The sequence below is a fragment of the Citrobacter sp. NCU1 genome (assembly GCF_010231475.1).
GTDB lineage: Bacteria > Pseudomonadota > Gammaproteobacteria > Enterobacterales > Enterobacteriaceae > Citrobacter_D.
In genome coordinates this window covers 313,347-332,492 of the sequence record NZ_NRDO01000034.1, presented here as the reverse complement: position 1 = coordinate 332,492, position 19,146 = coordinate 313,347, and the positions used below count along the sequence as shown (strand labels likewise).

Annotated in this window: 17 protein-coding genes; 8 read left to right on the top strand and 9 right to left on the bottom strand. The window is 52.4% G+C overall.

All coding sequences use genetic code 11. The annotated features are described in order from the left end of the window. Positions 1-84: 84 nt before the first annotated feature. The 4 genes from frr to rpsB all read right to left on the bottom strand — a co-directional run bounded on the left by frr (position 85) and on the right by rpsB (position 3,516). Positions 85-642 carry a ribosome recycling factor gene (frr, locus tag CJP72_RS11435; RefSeq protein WP_162381146.1) on the bottom strand — a complete coding sequence of 186 codons (558 nt, stop codon included), beginning with the start codon at positions 640-642 and terminating at the stop codon, positions 85-87. 153 nt (positions 643-795) lie between these two features. Continuing rightward, entirely contained in the window at positions 796-1,521 is a 726-nt protein-coding gene (pyrH, locus tag CJP72_RS11430; RefSeq protein ID WP_162381144.1) for a UMP kinase, read from the bottom strand. Between the two features lie 153 nt (positions 1,522-1,674). Continuing rightward, complete coding sequence (tsf, locus tag CJP72_RS11425) at positions 1,675-2,526, bottom strand: translation elongation factor Ts (protein WP_162381143.1); 852 nt, start codon at positions 2,524-2,526, stop codon at positions 1,675-1,677. Between the two features lie 264 nt (positions 2,527-2,790). Continuing rightward, entirely contained in the window at positions 2,791-3,516 is a 726-nt protein-coding gene (gene rpsB, locus CJP72_RS11420) for a 30S ribosomal protein S2 (protein WP_162381141.1), read from the bottom strand. A gap of 447 nt (positions 3,517-3,963) precedes the next feature. Between rpsB and map the strand changes: the two genes are divergently transcribed. The 4 genes from map to CJP72_RS11400 all read left to right on the top strand — a co-directional run bounded on the left by map (position 3,964) and on the right by CJP72_RS11400 (position 8,900). Further along, entirely contained in the window at positions 3,964-4,758 is a 795-nt protein-coding gene (gene map / locus CJP72_RS11415) for a type I methionyl aminopeptidase (protein WP_162381139.1), read from the top strand. Positions 4,759-4,871: 113 nt separating this feature from the next. Beyond that, positions 4,872-7,544 carry a bifunctional uridylyltransferase/uridylyl-removing protein GlnD gene (glnD, locus tag CJP72_RS11410; RefSeq protein WP_162381137.1) on the top strand — a complete coding sequence of 891 codons (2,673 nt, stop codon included), beginning with the start codon at positions 4,872-4,874 and terminating at the stop codon, positions 7,542-7,544. Between the two features lie 31 nt (positions 7,545-7,575). After that, positions 7,576-8,400, top strand: a complete 825-nt coding sequence (dapD, locus tag CJP72_RS11405; protein ID WP_162381135.1) for a 2,3,4,5-tetrahydropyridine-2,6-dicarboxylate N-succinyltransferase — start codon at positions 7,576-7,578, stop codon at positions 8,398-8,400. Between the two features lie 110 nt (positions 8,401-8,510). Then, on the top strand, positions 8,511-8,900 hold the full coding sequence (locus CJP72_RS11400; RefSeq protein ID WP_162381133.1) for a DUF3461 family protein: 390 nt from the start codon (positions 8,511-8,513) through the stop codon (positions 8,898-8,900). Positions 8,901-9,002: 102 nt separating this feature from the next. Here CJP72_RS11400 and cdaR read toward each other — a convergent pair whose 3' ends face one another. The 3 genes from cdaR to dgt all read right to left on the bottom strand — a co-directional run bounded on the left by cdaR (position 9,003) and on the right by dgt (position 13,398). Further along, entirely contained in the window at positions 9,003-10,160 is a 1,158-nt protein-coding gene (gene cdaR, locus CJP72_RS11395) for a DNA-binding transcriptional regulator CdaR (protein WP_162381132.1), read from the bottom strand. 154 nt (positions 10,161-10,314) lie between these two features. After that, entirely contained in the window at positions 10,315-11,751 is a 1,437-nt protein-coding gene (gene degP, locus CJP72_RS11390; RefSeq protein WP_162381130.1) for a serine endoprotease DegP, read from the bottom strand. A 132-nt stretch (positions 11,752-11,883) separates the two neighbouring features. After that, positions 11,884-13,398, bottom strand: coding sequence for a dGTPase (gene dgt / locus CJP72_RS11385; RefSeq protein WP_162381128.1), 1,515 nt, complete (start codon positions 13,396-13,398; stop codon positions 11,884-11,886). Positions 13,399-13,481: 83 nt separating this feature from the next. On the opposite strand from dgt, the gene mtnN reads away from it, so the two are divergent. From mtnN to CJP72_RS11370, 3 genes are read left to right on the top strand one after another with little or no spacing between them, the layout of a single operon-like run. After that, the gene (gene mtnN / locus CJP72_RS11380) at positions 13,482-14,180 is read left to right on the top strand and encodes a 5'-methylthioadenosine/S-adenosylhomocysteine nucleosidase (protein WP_162381126.1); all 699 of its coding nucleotides are present in this window, start codon (positions 13,482-13,484) and stop codon (positions 14,178-14,180) included. Then, positions 14,173-14,973, top strand: coding sequence for a vitamin B12 ABC transporter substrate-binding protein BtuF (gene btuF / locus CJP72_RS11375; protein WP_162381124.1), 801 nt, complete (start codon positions 14,173-14,175; stop codon positions 14,971-14,973). Before mtnN ends, btuF begins: the two co-directional genes overlap by 8 nt. A gap of 37 nt (positions 14,974-15,010) precedes the next feature. Then, complete coding sequence (locus tag CJP72_RS11370) at positions 15,011-15,634, top strand: TRIC cation channel family protein (protein ID WP_162381122.1); 624 nt, start codon at positions 15,011-15,013, stop codon at positions 15,632-15,634. 44 nt (positions 15,635-15,678) lie between these two features. On the opposite strand, the gene erpA is transcribed toward CJP72_RS11370, so the two are convergent. After that, positions 15,679-16,023: an iron-sulfur cluster insertion protein ErpA gene (gene erpA, locus CJP72_RS11365; RefSeq protein WP_006686771.1), complete on the bottom strand. Its 345-nt coding sequence runs from the start codon at positions 16,021-16,023 to the stop codon at positions 15,679-15,681. Between the two features lie 80 nt (positions 16,024-16,103). Further along, positions 16,104-17,525, bottom strand: a complete 1,422-nt coding sequence (gene clcA / locus CJP72_RS11360; protein ID WP_162381120.1) for a H(+)/Cl(-) exchange transporter ClcA — start codon at positions 17,523-17,525, stop codon at positions 16,104-16,106. Between the two features lie 276 nt (positions 17,526-17,801). Between clcA and hemL the strand changes: the two genes are divergently transcribed. Further along, positions 17,802-19,082, top strand: coding sequence for a glutamate-1-semialdehyde 2,1-aminomutase (hemL, locus tag CJP72_RS11355; RefSeq protein WP_162381118.1), 1,281 nt, complete (start codon positions 17,802-17,804; stop codon positions 19,080-19,082). Positions 19,083-19,146 lie beyond the last annotated feature (64 nt).

Sequence of the window (19,146 nt, the reverse complement as noted above, 5' to 3'; positions counted from 1 at the left end):
AAGAATTGAGATACGATAAAAAGCAAAACGCCGCCAGCCAACCCTTACAGGTTTTCTGTGCGGCGTTTTAGTCGTACAGGGGAATCAGAACTGCATCAGTTCTGTTTCTTTTTCTGCCAGCGCCGCATCAATTTTCTTGATGGCTGCGTCAGTCAGTTTCTGCACGTCTTCCTGAGAACGACGATCGTCATCTTCGCTGATCTCTTTATCTTTCAGCAGAGCTTTCACTTTGTCGTTCGCATCACGACGTACGTTACGTACGGCAACACGCGCTTGTTCAGCTTCACCACGAACGATTTTCGTCAGATCTTTACGACGTTCTTCCGTCAGCGGAGGCAGCGGAACACGAATATCGCTACCTGCAGAGCTTGGGTTCAGGCCAAGGTCAGAAGCCATAATCGCTTTCTCAACAGCAGGCCCCATAGAACGGTCAAACACGTTGATTTTCAGAGTACGGGAATCTTCTACCGTTACGCTAGCCAGCTGGCGCAGCGGCGTCGGCGTGCCGTAATATTCCACGACAATGCCATCCAGCAGGCTGGGAGAAGCACGACCCGTGCGTATTTTGCTGATTTGGTTTTTGAACGCTTCGACGCATTTGTCCATGCGTACTTCAGCATCTTTTCTGATTTCGCTAATCACGTTACGAATCCTTGAAAACTTGTCTCAGTCAGACCAGACAGTCACACACAGTGGCAGTGTGCTAAGTATAGCCCTGATTAATTCATAATACGGGTAAGAGCCTCTCCCGCGACAGTAAAGCGGAATATTACCTGTATTTGGTCATCACGGGAATTATTCCGTGATTAAAGTCCCTTCTTTTTCACCCATCACCACACGACGCAGCGCACCGGGCTTGTTCATGTTGAATACACGAATCGGCAATTTGTGGTCACGAGCCAGCGTGAACGCGGCCAGATCCATCACTTTCAGCTCTTTATCCAGCACTTCATTGTAGCTCAATTGCTCGTACATCGTTGCGGTTGGATCTTTCGCAGGATCGGCGGTAAATACGCCATCCACTTTGGTGGCTTTCAGTACAACATCCGCTTCAATTTCAATACCGCGCAGGCATGCCGCGGAATCGGTAGTGAAGAATGGATTACCCGTACCGGCAGACAAAATAACCACACGGTTATTACGCAGCAGGCTAATCGCTTCTGCCCAGCTGTAATTGTCACATACGCCGTTCAGGGGAATAGCAGACATCAGGCGGGCGTTCACATAGGCGCGGTGAAGCGCATCGCGCATTGCCAGACCGTTCATTACGGTGGCCAGCATGCCCATGTGGTCGCCCACAACGCGGTTCATACCCGCTTTCGCCAGACCAGCACCACGGAACAGGTTACCGCCACCAATCACCACACCGACCTGAATACCCAGTTCAACCAGCTCTTTGATTTCCTGAGCCATACGATCCAGTATGCTTGCGTCGATACCGAAGCCTTCTGAACCCTGCAGAGCTTCGCCGCTCAACTTAAGCAGAATGCGTTTATAGACGGGTTTTGCATTGGTAGCCATGATGTTTCTTTCCTGAGACTGTCAACGATTAAGATGGGGTTAATTCTGGCGACATATGATATGTCACATATCAGCACAGAAACGCCAGGAGTCTGTCTGAATTTTGCATGACGGACACAAAAAGAAGCCGCCCTCAGGCGGCTCCTTATAAAATTAAGACTGCTTGGACATCGCAGCAACTTCTGCTGCAAAGTCAGTCTCAACTTTCTCAATGCCTTCGCCCACTTCAAAGCGGATGAAGCCAGTAACGTCAGCGTTGTGCTCTTTCAGCAGCTGAGCAACAGATTTGCTCGGCTCCATGACGAACGGCTGGCCAGTCAGAGAAACTTCGCCGGTGAATTTCTTCATGCGGCCTTCAACCATTTTCTCTGCGATTTCTTTCGGCTTACCAGACTGCATCGCGATGTCCAGCTGAACCTGGTATTCTTTTTCTACCACTTCAGCAGACACGTCTTCCGGCTTAACGAATTCTGGCTTGCTTGCAGCAACGTGCATTGCCAGCTGTTTAACCAGTTCTTCGTCAGCGCCAGTTGCAGCAACCAGAACACCGATACGCGCACCGTGCTGGTAGTTACCCAGAACTTCGCCTTCCAGGGAAGCAACGCGACGGATGTTGATGTTCTCACCGATTTTAGCAACCAGAGCAACACGTTCTTCTTCGAACTGTGCTTTCAGAACTTCAACGTCAGTGATTTTGCCAGCAACGGCAGCGTCCAGTACTTTGTCAGCAAATGCCTGGAAACCAGCATCTTTAGCAACGAAGTCAGTCTGGCAGTTAACTTCCAGAATGAAAGCGATGTTGCCGTCGATTTTGGTTTTGATCACGCCGTCAGCAGCAACGTTGCCTGCTTTTTTCGCCGCTTTGATCGCACCGGATTTACGCATGTTTTCGATTGCCAGCTCGATGTCGCCATTAGCTTCAGTCAGTGCTTTTTTGCAATCCATCATGCCTGCGCCAGTACGCTCACGCAGCTCTTTTACCAGGGATGCGGTAATTTCAGCCATTCTAAAATCCTCGGAAGATTTGATCTGCCCGGCCATAAACCGCACAGATTTAAAAGTGAAAAAGGGGGCCATATACAGGCCCCCTAACCAAACGTGATACTACCTGGCCTATATCCGTCATACTTCAAGCCGCAGGTGCGTTGTTTTCCTTACTCACCCCAGTCACTTACTGAAGTAAGCTCCGGGGGATTCGCTGCGTCAACGCCTTCCTGCAACTCGAATTATTTAGGATATATAAGGGGTCACTCTAACGAGCGTGCCTTATTATTCAGCTTCTACGAAGCTTTCTTCCGCCTGGGAAGCCAGATCCTGAGAACGGCCTTCACGAACGGTTGCAGCTACAGCGCCCAGGTACAGGCTAACAGCACGGATTGCGTCGTCGTTACCCGGGATAACGAAGTCAACACCGTCCGGATCAGAGTTGGTATCAACGATAGCAAATACCGGAATACCCAGGTTGTTTGCTTCTTTGATAGCAATGTGCTCGTGGTCAGCATCGATAACGAACAGAGCGTCCGGCAGACCGCCCATGTCTTTGATACCGCCCAGGCTGTTTTCCAGTTTCTCAAGCTCACGAGTGCGCATCAGCGCTTCTTTCTTGGTCAGCTTTTCGAAAGTACCGTCCTGAGACTGAGTTTCCAGGTCTTTCAGACGTTTGATGGACTGACGAACGGTTTTCCAGTTAGTCAGCATACCGCCCAGCCAGCGATGGTTCACGAAGAACTGGTCGCAGCTGTTAGCAGCGTCTTTCACCGCTTCGCTTGCAGCGCGTTTAGTACCAACGAAAAGGATTTTGCCTTTGCGAGAAGAGATCTTGTTCAGTTCAGCCAGGGCTTCGTTGAACATCGGTACAGTTTTCTCAAGGTTGATGATGTGAACTTTGTTACGCGCACCGAAGATGAACGGCTTCATTTTCGGGTTCCAGTAACGGGTCTGGTGACCAAAGTGAACACCAGCCTTGAGCATGTCGCGCATGGAAACAGTTGCCATGATTAAAACCTCTATATATAAAGTTGGGGTTATGCCTCCACGTATCCCATATTACCGACCCCAAAGGGCACCCCGGAATATGTGCCGATACGTGTGTGTTGTTACACAAAGTGAGATTTGTCGCTTCCGTCTATCTTGTGTATCTGAGAGAGAACGGAAGTCCGGCGCGCTTTATACCACAAATACGCCGCAGACACCAATAATTGTTGGCAGTCCGTGCTAAATTGAACAATGAATTTCGTGTTACACGAAGGCGGCAAATTTTTGAATCCCCTGGCGTTTACGAGGAGTAAGTGACTGGGGTGAAAAAATGCAGCCAACGCACTTGTGGCACGAAAGGCGAAGTTCAGAATGATTCTCAATTTGGCAGCGTGTGCCCCTGACTGATACCATTGTCAGCACTTACACAATTATTGTCGAAATAATCGACACTGATGGACAGAATTCATGGCTATCTCAATCAAGACCCCTGAAGAAATCGAAAAAATGCGCGTCGCTGGTCGTCTGGCTGCCGAAGTGCTGGAAATGATCGAACCGTATATCAAACCGGGCGTTAGTACCGGTGAACTGGATCGTATTTGTAACGACTATATCGTTAATGAACAGCATGCTATTTCCGCATGTCTGGGCTATCACGGCTACCCGAAATCCGTCTGCATCTCGATTAATGAAGTGGTGTGCCACGGTATTCCGGATGATGAAAAACTGCTGAAAGATGGCGATATCGTCAACATCGACGTGACCGTCATTAAAGACGAATACCACGGCGATACCTCGAAGATGTTTATCGTCGGCAAGCCCACCATTCTCGGTGAACGTCTGTGCCGTGTGACGCAGGAAAGCCTGTATCTGGCGCTGCGGATGGTAAAACCGGGTATCCGTCTGCGTACGCTGGGCGCTGCCATTCAGAAATATGCGGAAGGCGAAGGCTTCTCCGTGGTGCGTGAATATTGCGGCCACGGCATCGGCCGTGGTTTCCATGAAGAACCGCAGGTTCTGCACTACGATGCTGATGACGGCGGTGTAGTGCTGCAAACCGGGATGACGTTCACCATTGAACCGATGCTGAACGCCGGTGATTATCGTATCCGTACCATGAAAGATGGCTGGACGGTAAAAACGAAAGATCGCAGCTTGTCCGCGCAGTATGAGCATACTATTGTGGTGACAGAGAATGGCTGTGAAATTCTGACATTACGCAAGGATGACACCATCCCGGCGGTAATCACGCACGACGAATAATTTTTTGCCTGATGGCGATGCTCCTGCATCTTATCAGGCCTACAAATTGCACTATCCCGTAGGCCGGATAAGGCGCTCGCGCCGTCATCCGGCTTTTTAATGGGTGGCATACGATGAATACTCTTCCAGAACAACATGCGAACACGGCCCTCCCCACCCTACCTGGCCAACCGCAAAACCCCGGCGTATGGCCTCAACATGAGCTAACCTGCGCAAACATCAAAGCGCATCTTGATGTCTTTCAGCGATGGTTGGGCGAAGCATTTGACGATGGCGTTTCAGCCGAAATGCTTATTGAAGCCCGCACCGAATTTATTGACCAACTTCTACAGCGACTGTGGATCGATTACGGTTTTGGGCAAATTAGCGATGTCGCGCTGGTGGCGGTTGGGGGCTACGGTCGTGGTGAACTTCATCCGCTTTCCGATATCGACCTGCTGATATTGAGCCGTAAAAAGTTGCCGGACGCGCAGGCGCAAAAAATTGGTGAATTGCTGACGCTGCTGTGGGACGTCAAACTGGAGGTTGGGCACAGCGTGCGAACTCTGGAAGAGTGTCTGCTGGAGGGGTTGTCGGACCTCACCGTCGCCACCAACCTGATCGAAACACGTCTGCTCATCGGCGATGTGGCGTTATTTCTTGAATTGCAGAAACACATTTTCAGCGAAGGATTTTGGCCGTCAGAAAAATTTTTCGCCGCGAAAGTTGAAGAGCAACACCAGCGCCATCACCGCTATCATGGTACCAGTTACAATCTGGAACCTGACATCAAAAGCAGTCCCGGCGGTCTTCGCGATATTCATACTCTGCAGTGGGTGGCGCGTCGTCATTTTGGCGCGACATCGTTAGACGAGATGGTCGGTTTCGGCTTTTTAACCCAGGCAGAACGGGCCGAGCTAAACGAGTGCCTGCATATTCTGTGGCGCATTCGCTTTGCACTCCACCTGGTGGTCAGCCGTTACGACAACCGCCTGCTCTTTGATCGTCAGTTGAACGTTGCGCAGCGTCTCAACTACCGTGGCGAAGGTAACGAGCCGGTCGAGCAGATGATGAAGGATTATTTCCGGGTCACCCGCCGCGTCACTGAACTCAATCAGATGTTGCTGCAGCTGTTTGACGAAGCAATCCTCGCGCTGTCGGCCGACGAAAAACCGCGCCCCATTGATGACGATTTTCAGTTACGCGGTACGCTGATCGACCTGCGCAGCGAGGATCTGTTTATCCGTGAACCGGAAGCGATCCTGCGGATGTTCTACATCATGGTACGCAACAGCGCGATCACGGGTATCTATTCCACCACGCTGCGTCATCTGCGTCACGCACGCCGCCATCTTAATCAGCCCCTGTGCTACATCCCGGAAGCGCGTTCGTTGTTTCTGAGTATGCTGCGCCATCCCGGCGCCGTCAGCCGTGGTTTGTTGCCGATGCACCGTCACAGCGTGCTGTGGGCCTATATGCCGCAATGGTCGCACATCGTCGGTCAAATGCAGTTTGACCTGTTCCACGCCTATACCGTGGATGAGCACACCATTCGGGTGATGCTGAAGCTGGAGAGCTTCGCCAAAGAAGAGACGCGTCAGGCTCACCCGCTGTGCGTGGATCTCTGGCCTCGCCTGCGACAACCCGAGCTGATTTTTATCGCCGCGCTGTTTCATGATATCGCCAAAGGACGCGGCGGCGACCACTCGGTGTTGGGCGCGCAGGACGTGCTTAAATTCGCCGAGCTGCACGGTCTGAACTCGCGCGAAACGCAACTGGTTGCCTGGCTGGTGCGTCATCATCTGCTGATGTCTGTTACGGCGCAGCGACGCGATATTCAGGATCCGGAAGTGATCAAGCAATTCGCCGAAGAGATGCAAACAGAACACCGTCTGCGTTTCCTCGCCTGTCTGACGGTAGCCGACATTTGCGCCACCAATGAAACGCTGTGGAATAGCTGGAAGCAGAGCCTGTTGCGTGAACTGTATTTCGCCACTGAGAAACAGCTCCGTCGGGGAATGCAGAATACGCCCGATATGCGCGAGCGTGTGCGTCATCACCAATTGCAGGCCCTGGCGCTGTTGCGTATGGATAATATTAACGAAGAAGCGCTGCATCACATCTGGTCGCGCTGCCGTGCTAACTATTTTGTCCGCCATAGCCCAAATCAACTGGCCTGGCACGCACGGCATTTGTTGCAGCATGATCTCAATGAACCGTTAATTCTGCTCAGCCCGCATGCCACGCGCGGCGGAACCGAAATATTTATCTGGAGCCCGGACAGACCGTATCTGTTTGCCGCCGTCTGCGCCGAGCTGGACAGGCGTAATCTGAGCGTTCACGACGCGCAGATTTTCACCACCCGCGACGGCATGGCGATGGATACGTTTATCGTTCTGGAACCCGATGGCAGCCCTCTTTCGTCGGATCGCCACGAAGCCATCCGTTTTGGGCTGGAGCAGGCGATCACGCAGCGCAGCTGGCAACCGCCGCAGCCGCGTCGCCAACCGGCCAAACTTCGCCATTTTACTGTCGAGACAGAAGTGAATTTCCTCCCGACCCATACCGACCGGAAATCGTTCCTGGAATTGATTGCACTCGATCAACCCGGGCTGCTGGCACGCGTCGGGCAAATTTTTGCCGATCTGGGAATTTCGCTTCATGGCGCCCGAATTACAACCATTGGTGAGCGAGTAGAAGATTTATTCATAATCGCCACAGCCGACCGGCGTGCGCTTAATAATGAGCTGCAGCAGGAAGTGCATCAACGGTTGACAGAGGCCCTCAATCCAAACGATAAAGTGTAGTGTGTTTATTTATATGGATAAGAGTTCAACAATGCAGCAGTTACAGAACGTTATTGAGTCCGCTTTCGAGCGCCGTGCCGACATCACTCCGGCAAATGTAGATACCGTGACCCGTGAAGCGGTTAATCAGGTCATTTCTCTGCTGGATTCCGGCGTGCTGCGTGTCGCAGAAAAGATTGATGGTCAGTGGGTCACCCATCAGTGGCTGAAGAAAGCGGTACTGCTCTCTTTCCGTATTAACGATAACCAGGTTATCGACGGTGCGGAAAGCCGCTACTTCGATAAAGTGCCAATGAAATTCGCTAACTACGATGAAGCGCGTTTCCAGAAAGAAGGCTTCCGTGTGGTTCCGCCAGCGGCAGTGCGTCAGGGCGCGTTTATCGCTCGCAATACTGTGCTGATGCCATCCTACGTGAACATCGGCGCTTACGTTGACGAAGGCACCATGGTTGACACCTGGGCGACTGTTGGTTCCTGTGCGCAGATTGGTAAAAACGTTCACCTGTCTGGCGGTGTTGGTATCGGTGGTGTTCTGGAGCCGCTGCAGGCAAACCCAACCATCATCGAAGATAACTGCTTTATCGGCGCGCGTTCAGAAGTCGTTGAAGGGGTTATTGTGGAAGAAGGTTCCGTGATCTCCATGGGCGTGTACATCGGTCAAAGCACCCGTATCTATGATCGCGAAACCGGTGAAGTGCACTATGGCCGCGTTCCGGCAGGCTCCGTGGTCGTTTCCGGCAACCTGCCGTCCAAAGACGGGAAATACAGCCTGTACTGTGCCGTGATTGTGAAAAAAGTGGATGCAAAAACCCGTGGCAAAGTGGGCATCAACGAGCTACTACGCACCATCGACTAATCATGATTAAAAAAAGCGGGGGCAACCCCGCTTTTTTTATATCTTCTGGTGGCGGAAAAAGAACTTTTCGTTAATTATTCAAAGGTTATGTTGAGATTAGGGGTACCGCTATGTACGACAATCTGAAAAGTCTGGGCATTACCAATCCTGAAGAAATCGATCGATACAGCCTGCGGCAAGAAGCCAACAACGATATCCTGAAAATCTACTTCCAGAAGGATAAAGGCGAATTCTTTGCCAAGAGCGTTAAGTTTAAATATCCTCGCCAGCGCAAAACGGTCGTCGCCGATGGTGTTGGTCAGGGGTACAAAGAGGTGCAGGAGATCAGCCCGAATTTACGCTATGTGATCGACGAACTGGATCAGATCTGCCAGCGTGACCGCACTGAAGTCGATCTTAAACGTAAGATCCTCGACGATCTTCGTCACCTGGAGAGCGTCGTCGCTAACAAGATCACTGAAATTGAGTCCGATCTTGAAAAGCTGACTCGCGGTAAATAAGTTACCCGGGGCGATCTGTTTTGCCTGATGACGCTACGCTTATCAGGCCTACAGATCAGAAATCGTAGGCCGGGCAAGCATCAACGCCGCCCGGTACTATTTTTACCGTTGTTCATCCAGCTGCAACGCCACATACAACAACAGCCGATCGTCAAAATTCCCCAAATCCAGCCCGGTTAATTCAGAGATACGGTTCAGGCGGTACTCCAGCGTATTGCGGTGGATGAATAACGCTTTTGATGTCGCCAGCGGTTGTACGTTGTGGCGAAACCACGCGGCCAGTGTCCGGCGCAATAATCCGTTGTTATCCATCGCTTTTAGTCGTGCTAACGGCCTCGCCAGCTCATTGGCTTGCCAGCCGCCGCGCAAACTGTCCAGCAGCACCGGTAACATGAGATCCTGGTAAAAGTAACCGCGGCTTTCCGGCATCCGCTGTTTCCCCACCATCAGGGTCGTGCGGGCAGTACGATACGAGCGGGCAATGCTGCCGGGGCCGGTAAAATAGTTGCCCAAGGCGACGCGAAAACGGAGATGCCCATTCTCTTTCATCCGCGCGATAAGCTGTTCAACACGCCTTCGGTGATCATCCGCATCCCAGCGGCCAAACTGATTTAGCGCAGGCTTCAACACCACCATTTCAGTGAGTGACACAATCGCCACCAGATTATTACGCTCAGGGGTGGTCAGCGCATTCTGTAACTGCTGTAGCTCTGCCATGGCGCTATCAACGCCAAGCTGGCCGCTGTCAACTTCCAACACGGCAACCACACGCGGTTGGTTCAAATCGATCCCCAGTCGCTGCGCCCATTCGGTCAGCGCGGGCGTATTTTCTTCCGCCTGAATGAGGTTCATGACCAGCTCTTCACGCAGACGGCTGTCTTGCGCCAGCAGGTGCATCAGGCGTGACTGCTCAAGCATCATTTCGGCGGTCATACACACCAGTTCGCCGTATTTACGCAAGTGCTCAGGTTGCCCCGTCAAGCCAATGACTCCAACGATCTCCCCCTCAAGTCGCAGCGGCAGGTTTATCCCCTGACGTACGCCGTGCAGATGCCGGGCCACCGCATCATCGATATCAACAACACGCCCTTGCGACAACACCAGCAATGCCCCTTCGTGCAATTCACCAATACGTTCGCGATCGCCGCTGCCGATAATACGCCCACGGGCATCCATTACGTTGATATTGGTATCAATGATGCGCATGGTTCGCGACACGATATCCTGTGCCATTTTGGTATCAAGGTGCCAGCCAGCCATAAACCCTCCTGTGAGCGGAACACAAGCATAGGGAAGATGTTAGCCTGCAACATTGTGCAAATGCACAAACTGACGGGAAGATATATGGAGTTGTGGGAAACTTCACAAAACGGGGGAGACCCCTTTCCCTTACGGGAAAGGGTGTTGCGCGGGATTACTGCATCAGCAGGTAAATAGAGCTATCGCCACGCTGAATGTTCAGCGCCAGCACGGACGGTTTGCTGTCGAGGATTTTACGCAGTTCAGCGATGTTTTTAATCGCCTGCTGGTTTGCCCCAACGATCACGTCGCCTTTTTTCAGGCCAATCATGGCCGCCGGAGAATTGGCTTTGACGTTATTCACGACCACGCCCTTATCCTGGCCTTTATTACTCATCTCTGCACCTTCAATACCACTGAAGATGGTGCTGGAATCGACCTGATTCTGGCTGCTTTGCTGCAGCTCCAGGCTTACCGTCACGGGCTTACCTTCGCGCAGCAGACCCAGGCTAATTTTGCTGCCAATCGGCATCGTCCCAACCTGCGCACGCAGTGCAGCAAAGCTGCTGATCGGCTTACCGTTCAGCGAAGTAATGACATCACCCGCTTTAATGCCCGCTTTTGCTGCTGAAGAGTTCGGCATCACCTGGCTAACGAATGCGCCACGCTGCGCATCAACTTTCATTGCTTTCGCCAGTTCAGAGCTCAGTTCGGTTCCCAGAATCCCTAACTCGCCACGTTTCACCTGACCGTACTCCACCATCTGAGCCGTCAGGTTTTTCACCATGTTGCTTGGGATGGCAAAACCGATACCGATATTACCGCCGTCTGGTGCAAGGATTGCGGTGTTAATGCCGATCAGTTCACCGTTCAGATTCACCAGCGCCCCACCGGAGTTACCCCGGTTGATGGCCGCGTCGGTCTGGATGAAGTTTTCATAGTTCTCTGCGTTCAGACCGCTACGGCCCAGCGCAGAAACAATACCGGAGGTCACCGTCTCACCCAGACCGAACGGGTTACCGATGGCAACGGTATAATCCCCTACGCGCAGTGCGTCAGAGTCCGCCAGCTTAATCGCCGTCAGATTTTTCGGATCCTGGATCTGGATCAGCGCGATATCGGAGCGCGGATCTTTACCGACGACTTTCGCATCGAATTTACGACCATCGCTCAGCTGTACTTTGATTACGCTGGCATTGTCGACCACGTGGTTGTTGGTTACGACATAGCCTTTTGCAGCGTCAATGATGACACCAGAACCCAGCGCCATGAATTTTTGCTGCTGGCCGCCGCCGTTACCGCCGCCCTGCTGCACACCGCCCTGACAGAAAGGCGAGCTCTGGAATGGCGAGCCATCCTGGCAGAACGGAGAATCTTCACCGAAAAACTGCTGGAAGTTACGCGGCATACGCGGTGTATTCACCGTCGTGCTGCCTTCCACGTTAATACTCACCACCGATGGCATCACTTTTTCGAGCATCGGTGCCAGACTTGGCATCTGCTGGGCTGCTGTTGCTGAAGACGCCGTCTCAGCCGCCGTTGCAGACAGGGGGGACAACGCCAAACCTAAACTCAGAGCCAGTGCACTCATTGCTAATGTGGTTTTTTTCATGTGTTTCGATCTCGATTAACAGATAACGCAAAATTGCTGTGTACATCAGATTCGTTTTATAGCGCGAAGTTCCGGTATAAAGTTTCTGGAAACGGTAAATATTTATTGTTCATCTTTACAAAAGGTTGAATATTATTCAACTGCCATCAGACGGCGATATTCATCCCAGGCATACAAATCTGTCATCCCACTGATATAATCCTGAATCAGACGGCAGCGATAATAATATTCCAGCGTGACGTATTCCGGCGAGTCCGGTGCTAATTTTCCCACAACTTCAACATAAGCCAGGCGATGACGCGTAGAGAGCTTCTGGAATAGTCTGGACTCAATAGGAAAGCGTTTCAGTCGTTCGTTATCAACCAGCTCAGAAAAATCTAATAGCGACATTTTTAATAGCGGCTGATAAATCTCCAGCAAACCACTGATCACCCGGTATCCTTGTAATTCCAGTTGCTCAACATCCGGATGACTAAACACATGTTTTACCGCGACATTTTTATATAACTCAAGCAACTGACTGAAGCCACTGGCATCCTCCAGCAATGCGTGATTGAAATTTCCGTCAAAGATTTGCGGCAAATTATCAATAAAGCGCTGGGCAGCATACGGCACCAGTTTATTAAGTGTATTTACGCGTAAATACATAAAAAATTGGTCTTCCGTGCTACGACTTAATGAATTAGCGCGCGATTTCTCCCAGGCATTCTCAACTACCTGCATGAACAGTGAACCTTTTTCATGATGCCCCCAGGCCTCATGAAGATGATGATAAAGCTGCTCCACGCTGAAGATTCTTTTCTCAACGGCATCCTCAAGATCGGCCACGCAATATGAAATGTCGTCAGCCGCCTCCATAATCCACGCTAATGGATATCGACTGTAAGGCGCCATTTCAAGTTCTTTACGTAACCTCTCAATATAGGGTTCTTCAGAAAGATAGTAGCCCGGTTTTTTCATCAAATAGCTATGCGAGGACGGTGTTTCCCCCCGCCACCAGGCAGGCCGCGTATATTTTAAAATACCGCCCACCTGCGCCCAGGTCAGATTCATTCGCATCAATGTATGAACCAGACGAATCCCCTGAGCATTACCTTCAAACTGACATAAGTCCTGGCGCACTTTACGACGAAGATGATTCACTGACTCCTCACCCTCACGCAGTCTCAGCGCCGCAACGACACATCGATCGTCACTGAGTGGCTGGCTTTCCGCATCTGCCGGAAACAAACGCTGACGGAACCAATCGTTAATCGCCGCCTCGCCAAAATGCCCAAACGGTGGATTGCCAATATCGTGCATCAGGCAGGACATCTCCACGATGCTTTCAAAAGGACCGGTCAACTCATCAAGACCATACTTTTCTAACAGTTTCAGTTCTTTAAGGCGACTCAGTATTTCTTTAGCGATATAACGCCCAACCTGCTGCACTTCCAGAGAGTGCGTCAGTCGCGTCCGCACCGCCGCATTGCGTTCAAGCGGGAATACTTGCGTTTTCTGTTGCAGACGACGAATAGCGGGAGAATTGATGATCCGACCACGATCGCTCTCAAAGATCCGTAGAATTTCGTGCTCAGACTTCGTGCCTTGCGGTGAACGATAACGACGGTGCCAGTTAATTTTATTTCGGAAATCGATCTGTGCCATGTTCTCTCCCGCCTGAGCAATGCGCTTCACCTTAAGCGCATGATAGACTATGCCCTCAAATCTGGCTTATCGCGAGTAAATCTATGAAAATCGGCATCATTGGTGCAATGGAAGAAGAAGTTACGCTACTGCGTGACAAAATCGAAAACCGTCAGACAATTACCCTTGGCGGTTGTGAAATTTACACCGGCCAGCTGAACGGAACTGAGGTTGCGCTACTGAAATCAGGCATCGGTAAAGTCGCGGCTGCGCTGGGCGCAACCCTGCTTCTCGAGCGCTGCAAGCCGGATGTCATTGTTAATACAGGTTCTGCAGGCGGACTGGCACCAACGCTGAACGTCGGTGATATCGTGGTTTCTGACGAAGCGCGTTATCACGATGCCGACGTCACTGCGTTTGGTTATGAATTTGGCCAGCTTCCGGGTTGCCCTGCAGGTTTTAAAGCGGATGACAAACTGATCGCTGCAGCCGAATCCTGCATCGCAGAACTGAACCTGAATGCGGTGCGCGGGTTGATCGTCAGTGGCGACGCCTTCATTAATGGATCCGTCGGTCTGGCGCGCATCCGCCATAACTTCCCGAACGCGATTGCCGTAGAAATGGAAGCGACCGCTATCGCGCACGTTTGTCATAACTTTAACGTGCCTTTTGTGGTAGTTCGCGCCATTTCTGACGTGGCCGATCAACAGTCTCACCTCAGCTTTGACGAGTTCCTGGTGGTTGCCGCCAAACAGTCCAGCTTGATGGTGGAAACACTGGTCCAGAAACTGGCACATGGCTAAATCATTATCCAGGGCGCTGGCCGCCCTGCTTTTCGCCCTTCCGGTGTGGATCTCCGCCGCGCCGCGTGTCGTTTCCCTCTCCCCCGCCAACACCGAGCTTGCCTTTGCCGCAGGAATTACCCCCGTTGGTGTGAGCAGTTATTCCGACTATCCCCCGGAAGCGAAAGACATCGATGAAGTTTCCACCTGGCAAGGGATGAATCTGGAACGGATTGTGGCGTTAAAGCCCGATCTGGTTATCGCCTGGCGTGGGGGGAATTCAGAGCGGCAGGTCAACCAACTGACCTCTTTGGGCATCAAAGTTATCTGGATAGACGCGGAGACCATCGAGCAGGTCGCTGGCGCGTTGCAGACGTTGGCGGCCTGGAGTCCCGATCCAGAAAAAGCCAAACGTGCAGCGCAAGCCTTGTTGGATGAGTATGCTCAGCTAAAATCTCAGTATGCAGAGAAACCGAAAAAGCGGGTGTTTCTCCAGTTTGGCATCAATCCGCCCTTTACCAGCGGAAAAAACTCGATTCAGAACCAGGTTATTGAGCTGTGTGGCGGAGAAAATGTCTTTTCCGATAGTCGTGTTCCCTGGCCGCAGGTGAGTCGCGAACAGGTGCTGGCAAGGGCTCCCCAAGCGATCGTCGTCGCAGGAGATTCGGGCGAAATCCTCAAAATCAAACAATACTGGGGAAATCAGCTAAAAATTCCGGTTATTCCACTCACCAGTGACTGGTTTGAACGCGCAAGCCCGCGTATTATCCTCGCCGCAAAACAACTCTGTAATGCGCTTTCACAAGTGAAATAGAGCCAGGCCTCGCCAGGCTCTCAGTGGGGATTCGACGATGCTCGTCTATTGGCTCGATATTGTAGGCACAGCCGTATTTGCTATCTCTGGCGTATTACTGGCCGGAAAGCTGCGCATGGACCCGTTTGGCGTTCTGGTTCTCGGCGTTGTTACGGCCGTAGGCGGGGGAACCATTCGCGATATGGCGCTGGATAACGGACCGGTATTTTGGGTAAAAGACCCGACAGACCTGGTGGTGGCGATGATCACCAGCATGCTCACCATTGTACTGGTGCGCCAGCCCAGACGCCTGCCTAAATGGATGCTCCCAGTGTTGGATGCCGTTGGTCTTGCGGTATTTGTGGGGATTGGCGTGAATAAAGCCTTTATTGCGGGAAGCGGTCCACTGGTTGCCATTTGTATGGGCGTAATTACCGGCGTCGGCGGTGGGATTATTCGTGATGTGTTAGCCCGCGAAGTTCCCATGATTTTACGTACCGAAATTTATGCAACGGCCTGTATCATCGGCGGTATCGTGCATGCTACTGCGTATTACACTTTTGATATTCCACTGGAAACGTCCAGTATGCTGGGTATGGTCGTGACGCTCATCATTCGACTTGCCGCCATTCGCTGGCACCTGAAGCTGCCCACCTTTGCGCTGGATGATCACAGCAGATAGCAAAAAGCCGCGTCTGGGACACGGCTTTTTCATGTTCAGTACAATCAGATACTGAAGGACGAGCCGCACCCACAGGTGCTTTTTGCGTTCGGGTTGGTCACGACGAAACGAGAACCTTCCAGACCTTCGGTGTAATCAACGGATCCGCCCACCAGATACTGCAGGCTCATCGGATCAACAACCAGGCCGACGCCCTGTTTCTCAATGGTCATATCGCCATCGTTCACCTGATCATCAAAGGTGAAACCGTACTGGAAACCGCTGCAACCACCACCGGTGATATACACACGTAATTTCAGATTCGGGTTATCTTCATCAGCGATCAGGCTTTTTACTTTATTGGCTGCTGCTTCAGTAAATTGCAGTGGCAGCGCTACGTCATCACTCATTTTTTGCTCCAAACGACATTGGCAATTGGGCAAATTCTAACCCAATACTCTCGTCATTATCTAATACCCTGGTATTTCGTTCAAGTATTCTCGCCAGCGGTAACGCTCTGGCTTTTTGCCGCCTGCTCTGCGTCCTGCTTTGCCAGCGTACGGGCAAGGATCGTAGAGTATAGCGGCTTTCCGCCCATAAATTGCGCCAATAGTGTTGCGCCAAGGCAGGTAATAATCATTGGCAAAATGAGCTGATAGTTATCGGTCATTTCCAGAACCAGCACAATCCCCGTCAACGGCGCACGCACAGATGCCGCCAGCAGTGCCCCCATTCCGGCAATCGCAAATGTCCCCGCCTCAAGATGATATTGCGGGAAAAATACCGCCGCCGCCATGCCAAACGCTGTGCCCAGTAACGTCCCCAACGCCAGCATCGGCGCAAAAATACCGCCAGGCGCGCCGGATGAAAAACAGAGCAGCGTGGTAATCACCCGCGCAATAAAGATAAACAACAGCAGTCCAACGCTGAAATTACCGGCGGCGGCAATGGGAATCAGGTTAAAGCCTCCGCCAGCCGCCTCCGGTTTAATCAGTCCGAGAATACCGCACAGCCCGCCGATAACTCCGCCCATCAATACCCATTTTTTGAGATCGCCGCCATGAAAGCGTTGAAACATGTCCTGGGTACGCAGCACCATCGTATTGAAGACAGGCCCAACACAACCAAAGATCATTCCGAGGATCAAATAGAGCCACAGGGTGTTAATCGGCGCATTCGACAGTTTGCCCACCTCAATGATCGGCGCTTCTCCGTTGAAGATGCGAAACACGATGCTGGACATGATAACGCCTGTGAACACCGCCTTGATCGAAATAAGGTTGTAACGAAACTGCGGACGCATCTCTTCAAGAATGAACAGAATACCCGCCAACGGCGCGTTAAACGCGGCAGAAAGCCCCGCGGCCGCACCGGTTGCCAGCAACGTGTGGCGCGCTTCAGCGCTGCGCATGCGGAACACGTCCAGCACCATGCGACCAATATTTCCGCCAATCTGCACCGTGGGCCCTTCGCGCCCGAGCACCATTCCTGCGCCGAGCGTCCCCATTCCTCCCACAAACTTAACGGGCAGTACGCGCCACCAGCGAACCGGACGTAACTCTTCCAGAGCGCCTTCTATTTCCGGGATACCCGAACCACCCGCTTCCGGCGCAAATTTGCGCACCAGATAATAACCGACCATCGCAAGCCCGGCAGAGAGAATAAAAGCCAGCGGCCAGACCAACCATGCATGGTCTGCGACATGGGCCAATGTACCCAAACGCTGGTTCTGGACCCAGGTCACCGCTTTTTCGAACGCCACGCCAGCCAACCCGGTCACTGTGCCGACAACGGCTGCCATCAACAAAATCGCCAGCGGCGTTTTATCGCGCTCAACGAGTCGGCGGATCAGATCCCGTCGCCGTAAGCGCAAAACGTGCTGAGCGCCAAAAGAGGGAGTGTCTGTTTTCATCAGATAATCATTAATTGGATTACCCTAAATAATTCGAGTTGCAGGAAGGCGGCGACGCAGTGAATCCCCTGGCGCTTACAAAAGTAAGTGACTGGGGTGAGCGAGGAGAGCCAACGCATCTGCAACGTGAAGTATGCCGGGTAAAATACAAATGCAGAGGCGGCATTGTACTCGCCTCTTCGGTGAAAATCCCCTGGAAATCGTGTTGTTTCAAATGCGGAAAACTTTACATAGAATAGCGGGCATTCACTTTTTCTACGAACCAGGAACCCCTCCATGAGTAAGTCTGAAAACCTCTACAGCGCAGCACGCGAGCTCATCCCCGGCGGCGTTAACTCCCCTGTTCGCGCCTTTACTGGCGTGGGAGGCACTCCGCTGTTTATCGAAAAGGCAGACGGTGCGTATCTGTATGATGTCGATGGCAAAGCCTACATCGATTATGTCGGTTCCTGGGGACCGATGGTGTTGGGTCACAACCATCCGGCGATCCGTAACGCGGTGATTGAAGCCGCCTCACGTGGTCTGAGTTTCGGTGCTCCCACCGAGATGGAAGTCAAAATGGCGGAACTGGTCACCAATCTGGTGCCAACGATGGATATGGTACGTATGGTGAACTCCGGTACCGAAGCCACCATGAGCGCCATCCGTCTGGCTCGCGGCTTTACTGGCCGCGACAAGATCATCAAATTTGAAGGCTGCTACCACGGTCACGCCGATTGCCTGCTGGTTAAAGCCGGTTCTGGCGCGTTGACGCTGGGCCAGCCGAACTCACCGGGCGTACCGGCAGATTTCGCGAAACATACCCTGACCTGTACTTACAACGATCTGAACTCCGTTCGCGCGGCATTCGAACAGTATCCCGAGGAAATTGCCTGCATCATCGTTGAGCCCGTCGCAGGTAACATGAACTGCATCCCGCCGCTGCCGGAATTCCTGCCTGGTCTGCGCGCGTTGTGTGACGAGTTCGGCGCACTGCTGATTATTGACGAAGTGATGACGGGCTTCCGTGTCGCGCTGGCAGGTGCACAGGATTACTACGGTGTGACACCGGATCTGACGTGCCTGGGCAAAATCATCGGCGGCGGTATGCCTGTTGGCGCTTTCGGCGGTCGTCGCGACGTGATGGATGCGCTGGCTCCGACCGGTCCGGTTTATCAGGCGGGAACGCTTTCCGGTAACCCTATCGCGATGGCCGCCGGTTTTGCCTGCCTGACCGAAGTCGCTCAACCGGGGATCCATGAAACGCTGGATGAGCTGACCACGCGACTGTCTGAAGGTCTGCTGGACGCAGCACAGGATGCGGGAATTCCGCTGGTGGTGAACCATGTTGGCGGCATGTTCGGGATATTCTTCACCGATGCCGAATCGGTAAACTGCTACCAGGATGTGATGGCATGTGATGTGGAGCGCTTTAAGCGTTTCTTCCATCTGATGCTGGACGAGGGCGTTTATCTGGCGCCGTCCGCCTTTGAAGCCGGTTTTATGTCCGTAGCGCACAGCATGGACGATATCAATAACACCATCGACGCCGCGCGTCGGGTGTTCGCGAAGCTGTAACAACGCGTGAAGAACCGTAGGCCTGATAAGCGTCAGCGCCATCAGGCAATACAATGCCGGGTAG

Excerpts from the sequence above, each read along its gene's own strand:
- rpsB (WP_162381141.1), bottom strand. The coding sequence starts at position 3,516 with ATGGCAACTGTTTCCATGCGCGACATGCTCAAGGCTGGTGTTCACTTT.
- btuF (WP_162381124.1), top strand. The coding sequence starts at position 14,173 with ATGGCTAAATCATTATCCAGGGCGCTGGCCGCCCTGCTTTTCGCCCTT.
- degP (WP_162381130.1), bottom strand. The coding sequence starts at position 11,751 with ATGAAAAAAACCACATTAGCAATGAGTGCACTGGCTCTGAGTTTAGGT.
- dapD (WP_162381135.1), top strand. The coding sequence starts at position 7,576 with ATGCAGCAGTTACAGAACGTTATTGAGTCCGCTTTCGAGCGCCGTGCC.
- pyrH (WP_162381144.1), bottom strand. The coding sequence starts at position 1,521 with ATGGCTACCAATGCAAAACCCGTCTATAAACGCATTCTGCTTAAGTTG.
- map (WP_162381139.1), top strand. The coding sequence starts at position 3,964 with ATGGCTATCTCAATCAAGACCCCTGAAGAAATCGAAAAAATGCGCGTC.
- hemL (WP_162381118.1), top strand. The coding sequence starts at position 17,802 with ATGAGTAAGTCTGAAAACCTCTACAGCGCAGCACGCGAGCTCATCCCC.
- glnD (WP_162381137.1), top strand. The coding sequence starts at position 4,872 with ATGAATACTCTTCCAGAACAACATGCGAACACGGCCCTCCCCACCCTA.
- clcA (WP_162381120.1), bottom strand. The coding sequence starts at position 17,525 with ATGAAAACAGACACTCCCTCTTTTGGCGCTCAGCACGTTTTGCGCTTA.
- tsf (WP_162381143.1), bottom strand. The coding sequence starts at position 2,526 with ATGGCTGAAATTACCGCATCCCTGGTAAAAGAGCTGCGTGAGCGTACT.
- CJP72_RS11370 (WP_162381122.1), top strand. The coding sequence starts at position 15,011 with ATGCTCGTCTATTGGCTCGATATTGTAGGCACAGCCGTATTTGCTATC.
- cdaR (WP_162381132.1), bottom strand. The coding sequence starts at position 10,160 with ATGGCTGGCTGGCACCTTGATACCAAAATGGCACAGGATATCGTGTCG.
- CJP72_RS11400 (WP_162381133.1), top strand. The coding sequence starts at position 8,511 with ATGTACGACAATCTGAAAAGTCTGGGCATTACCAATCCTGAAGAAATC.
- erpA (WP_006686771.1), bottom strand. The coding sequence starts at position 16,023 with ATGAGTGATGACGTAGCGCTGCCACTGCAATTTACTGAAGCAGCAGCC.
- dgt (WP_162381128.1), bottom strand. The coding sequence starts at position 13,398 with ATGGCACAGATCGATTTCCGAAATAAAATTAACTGGCACCGTCGTTAT.
- mtnN (WP_162381126.1), top strand. The coding sequence starts at position 13,482 with ATGAAAATCGGCATCATTGGTGCAATGGAAGAAGAAGTTACGCTACTG.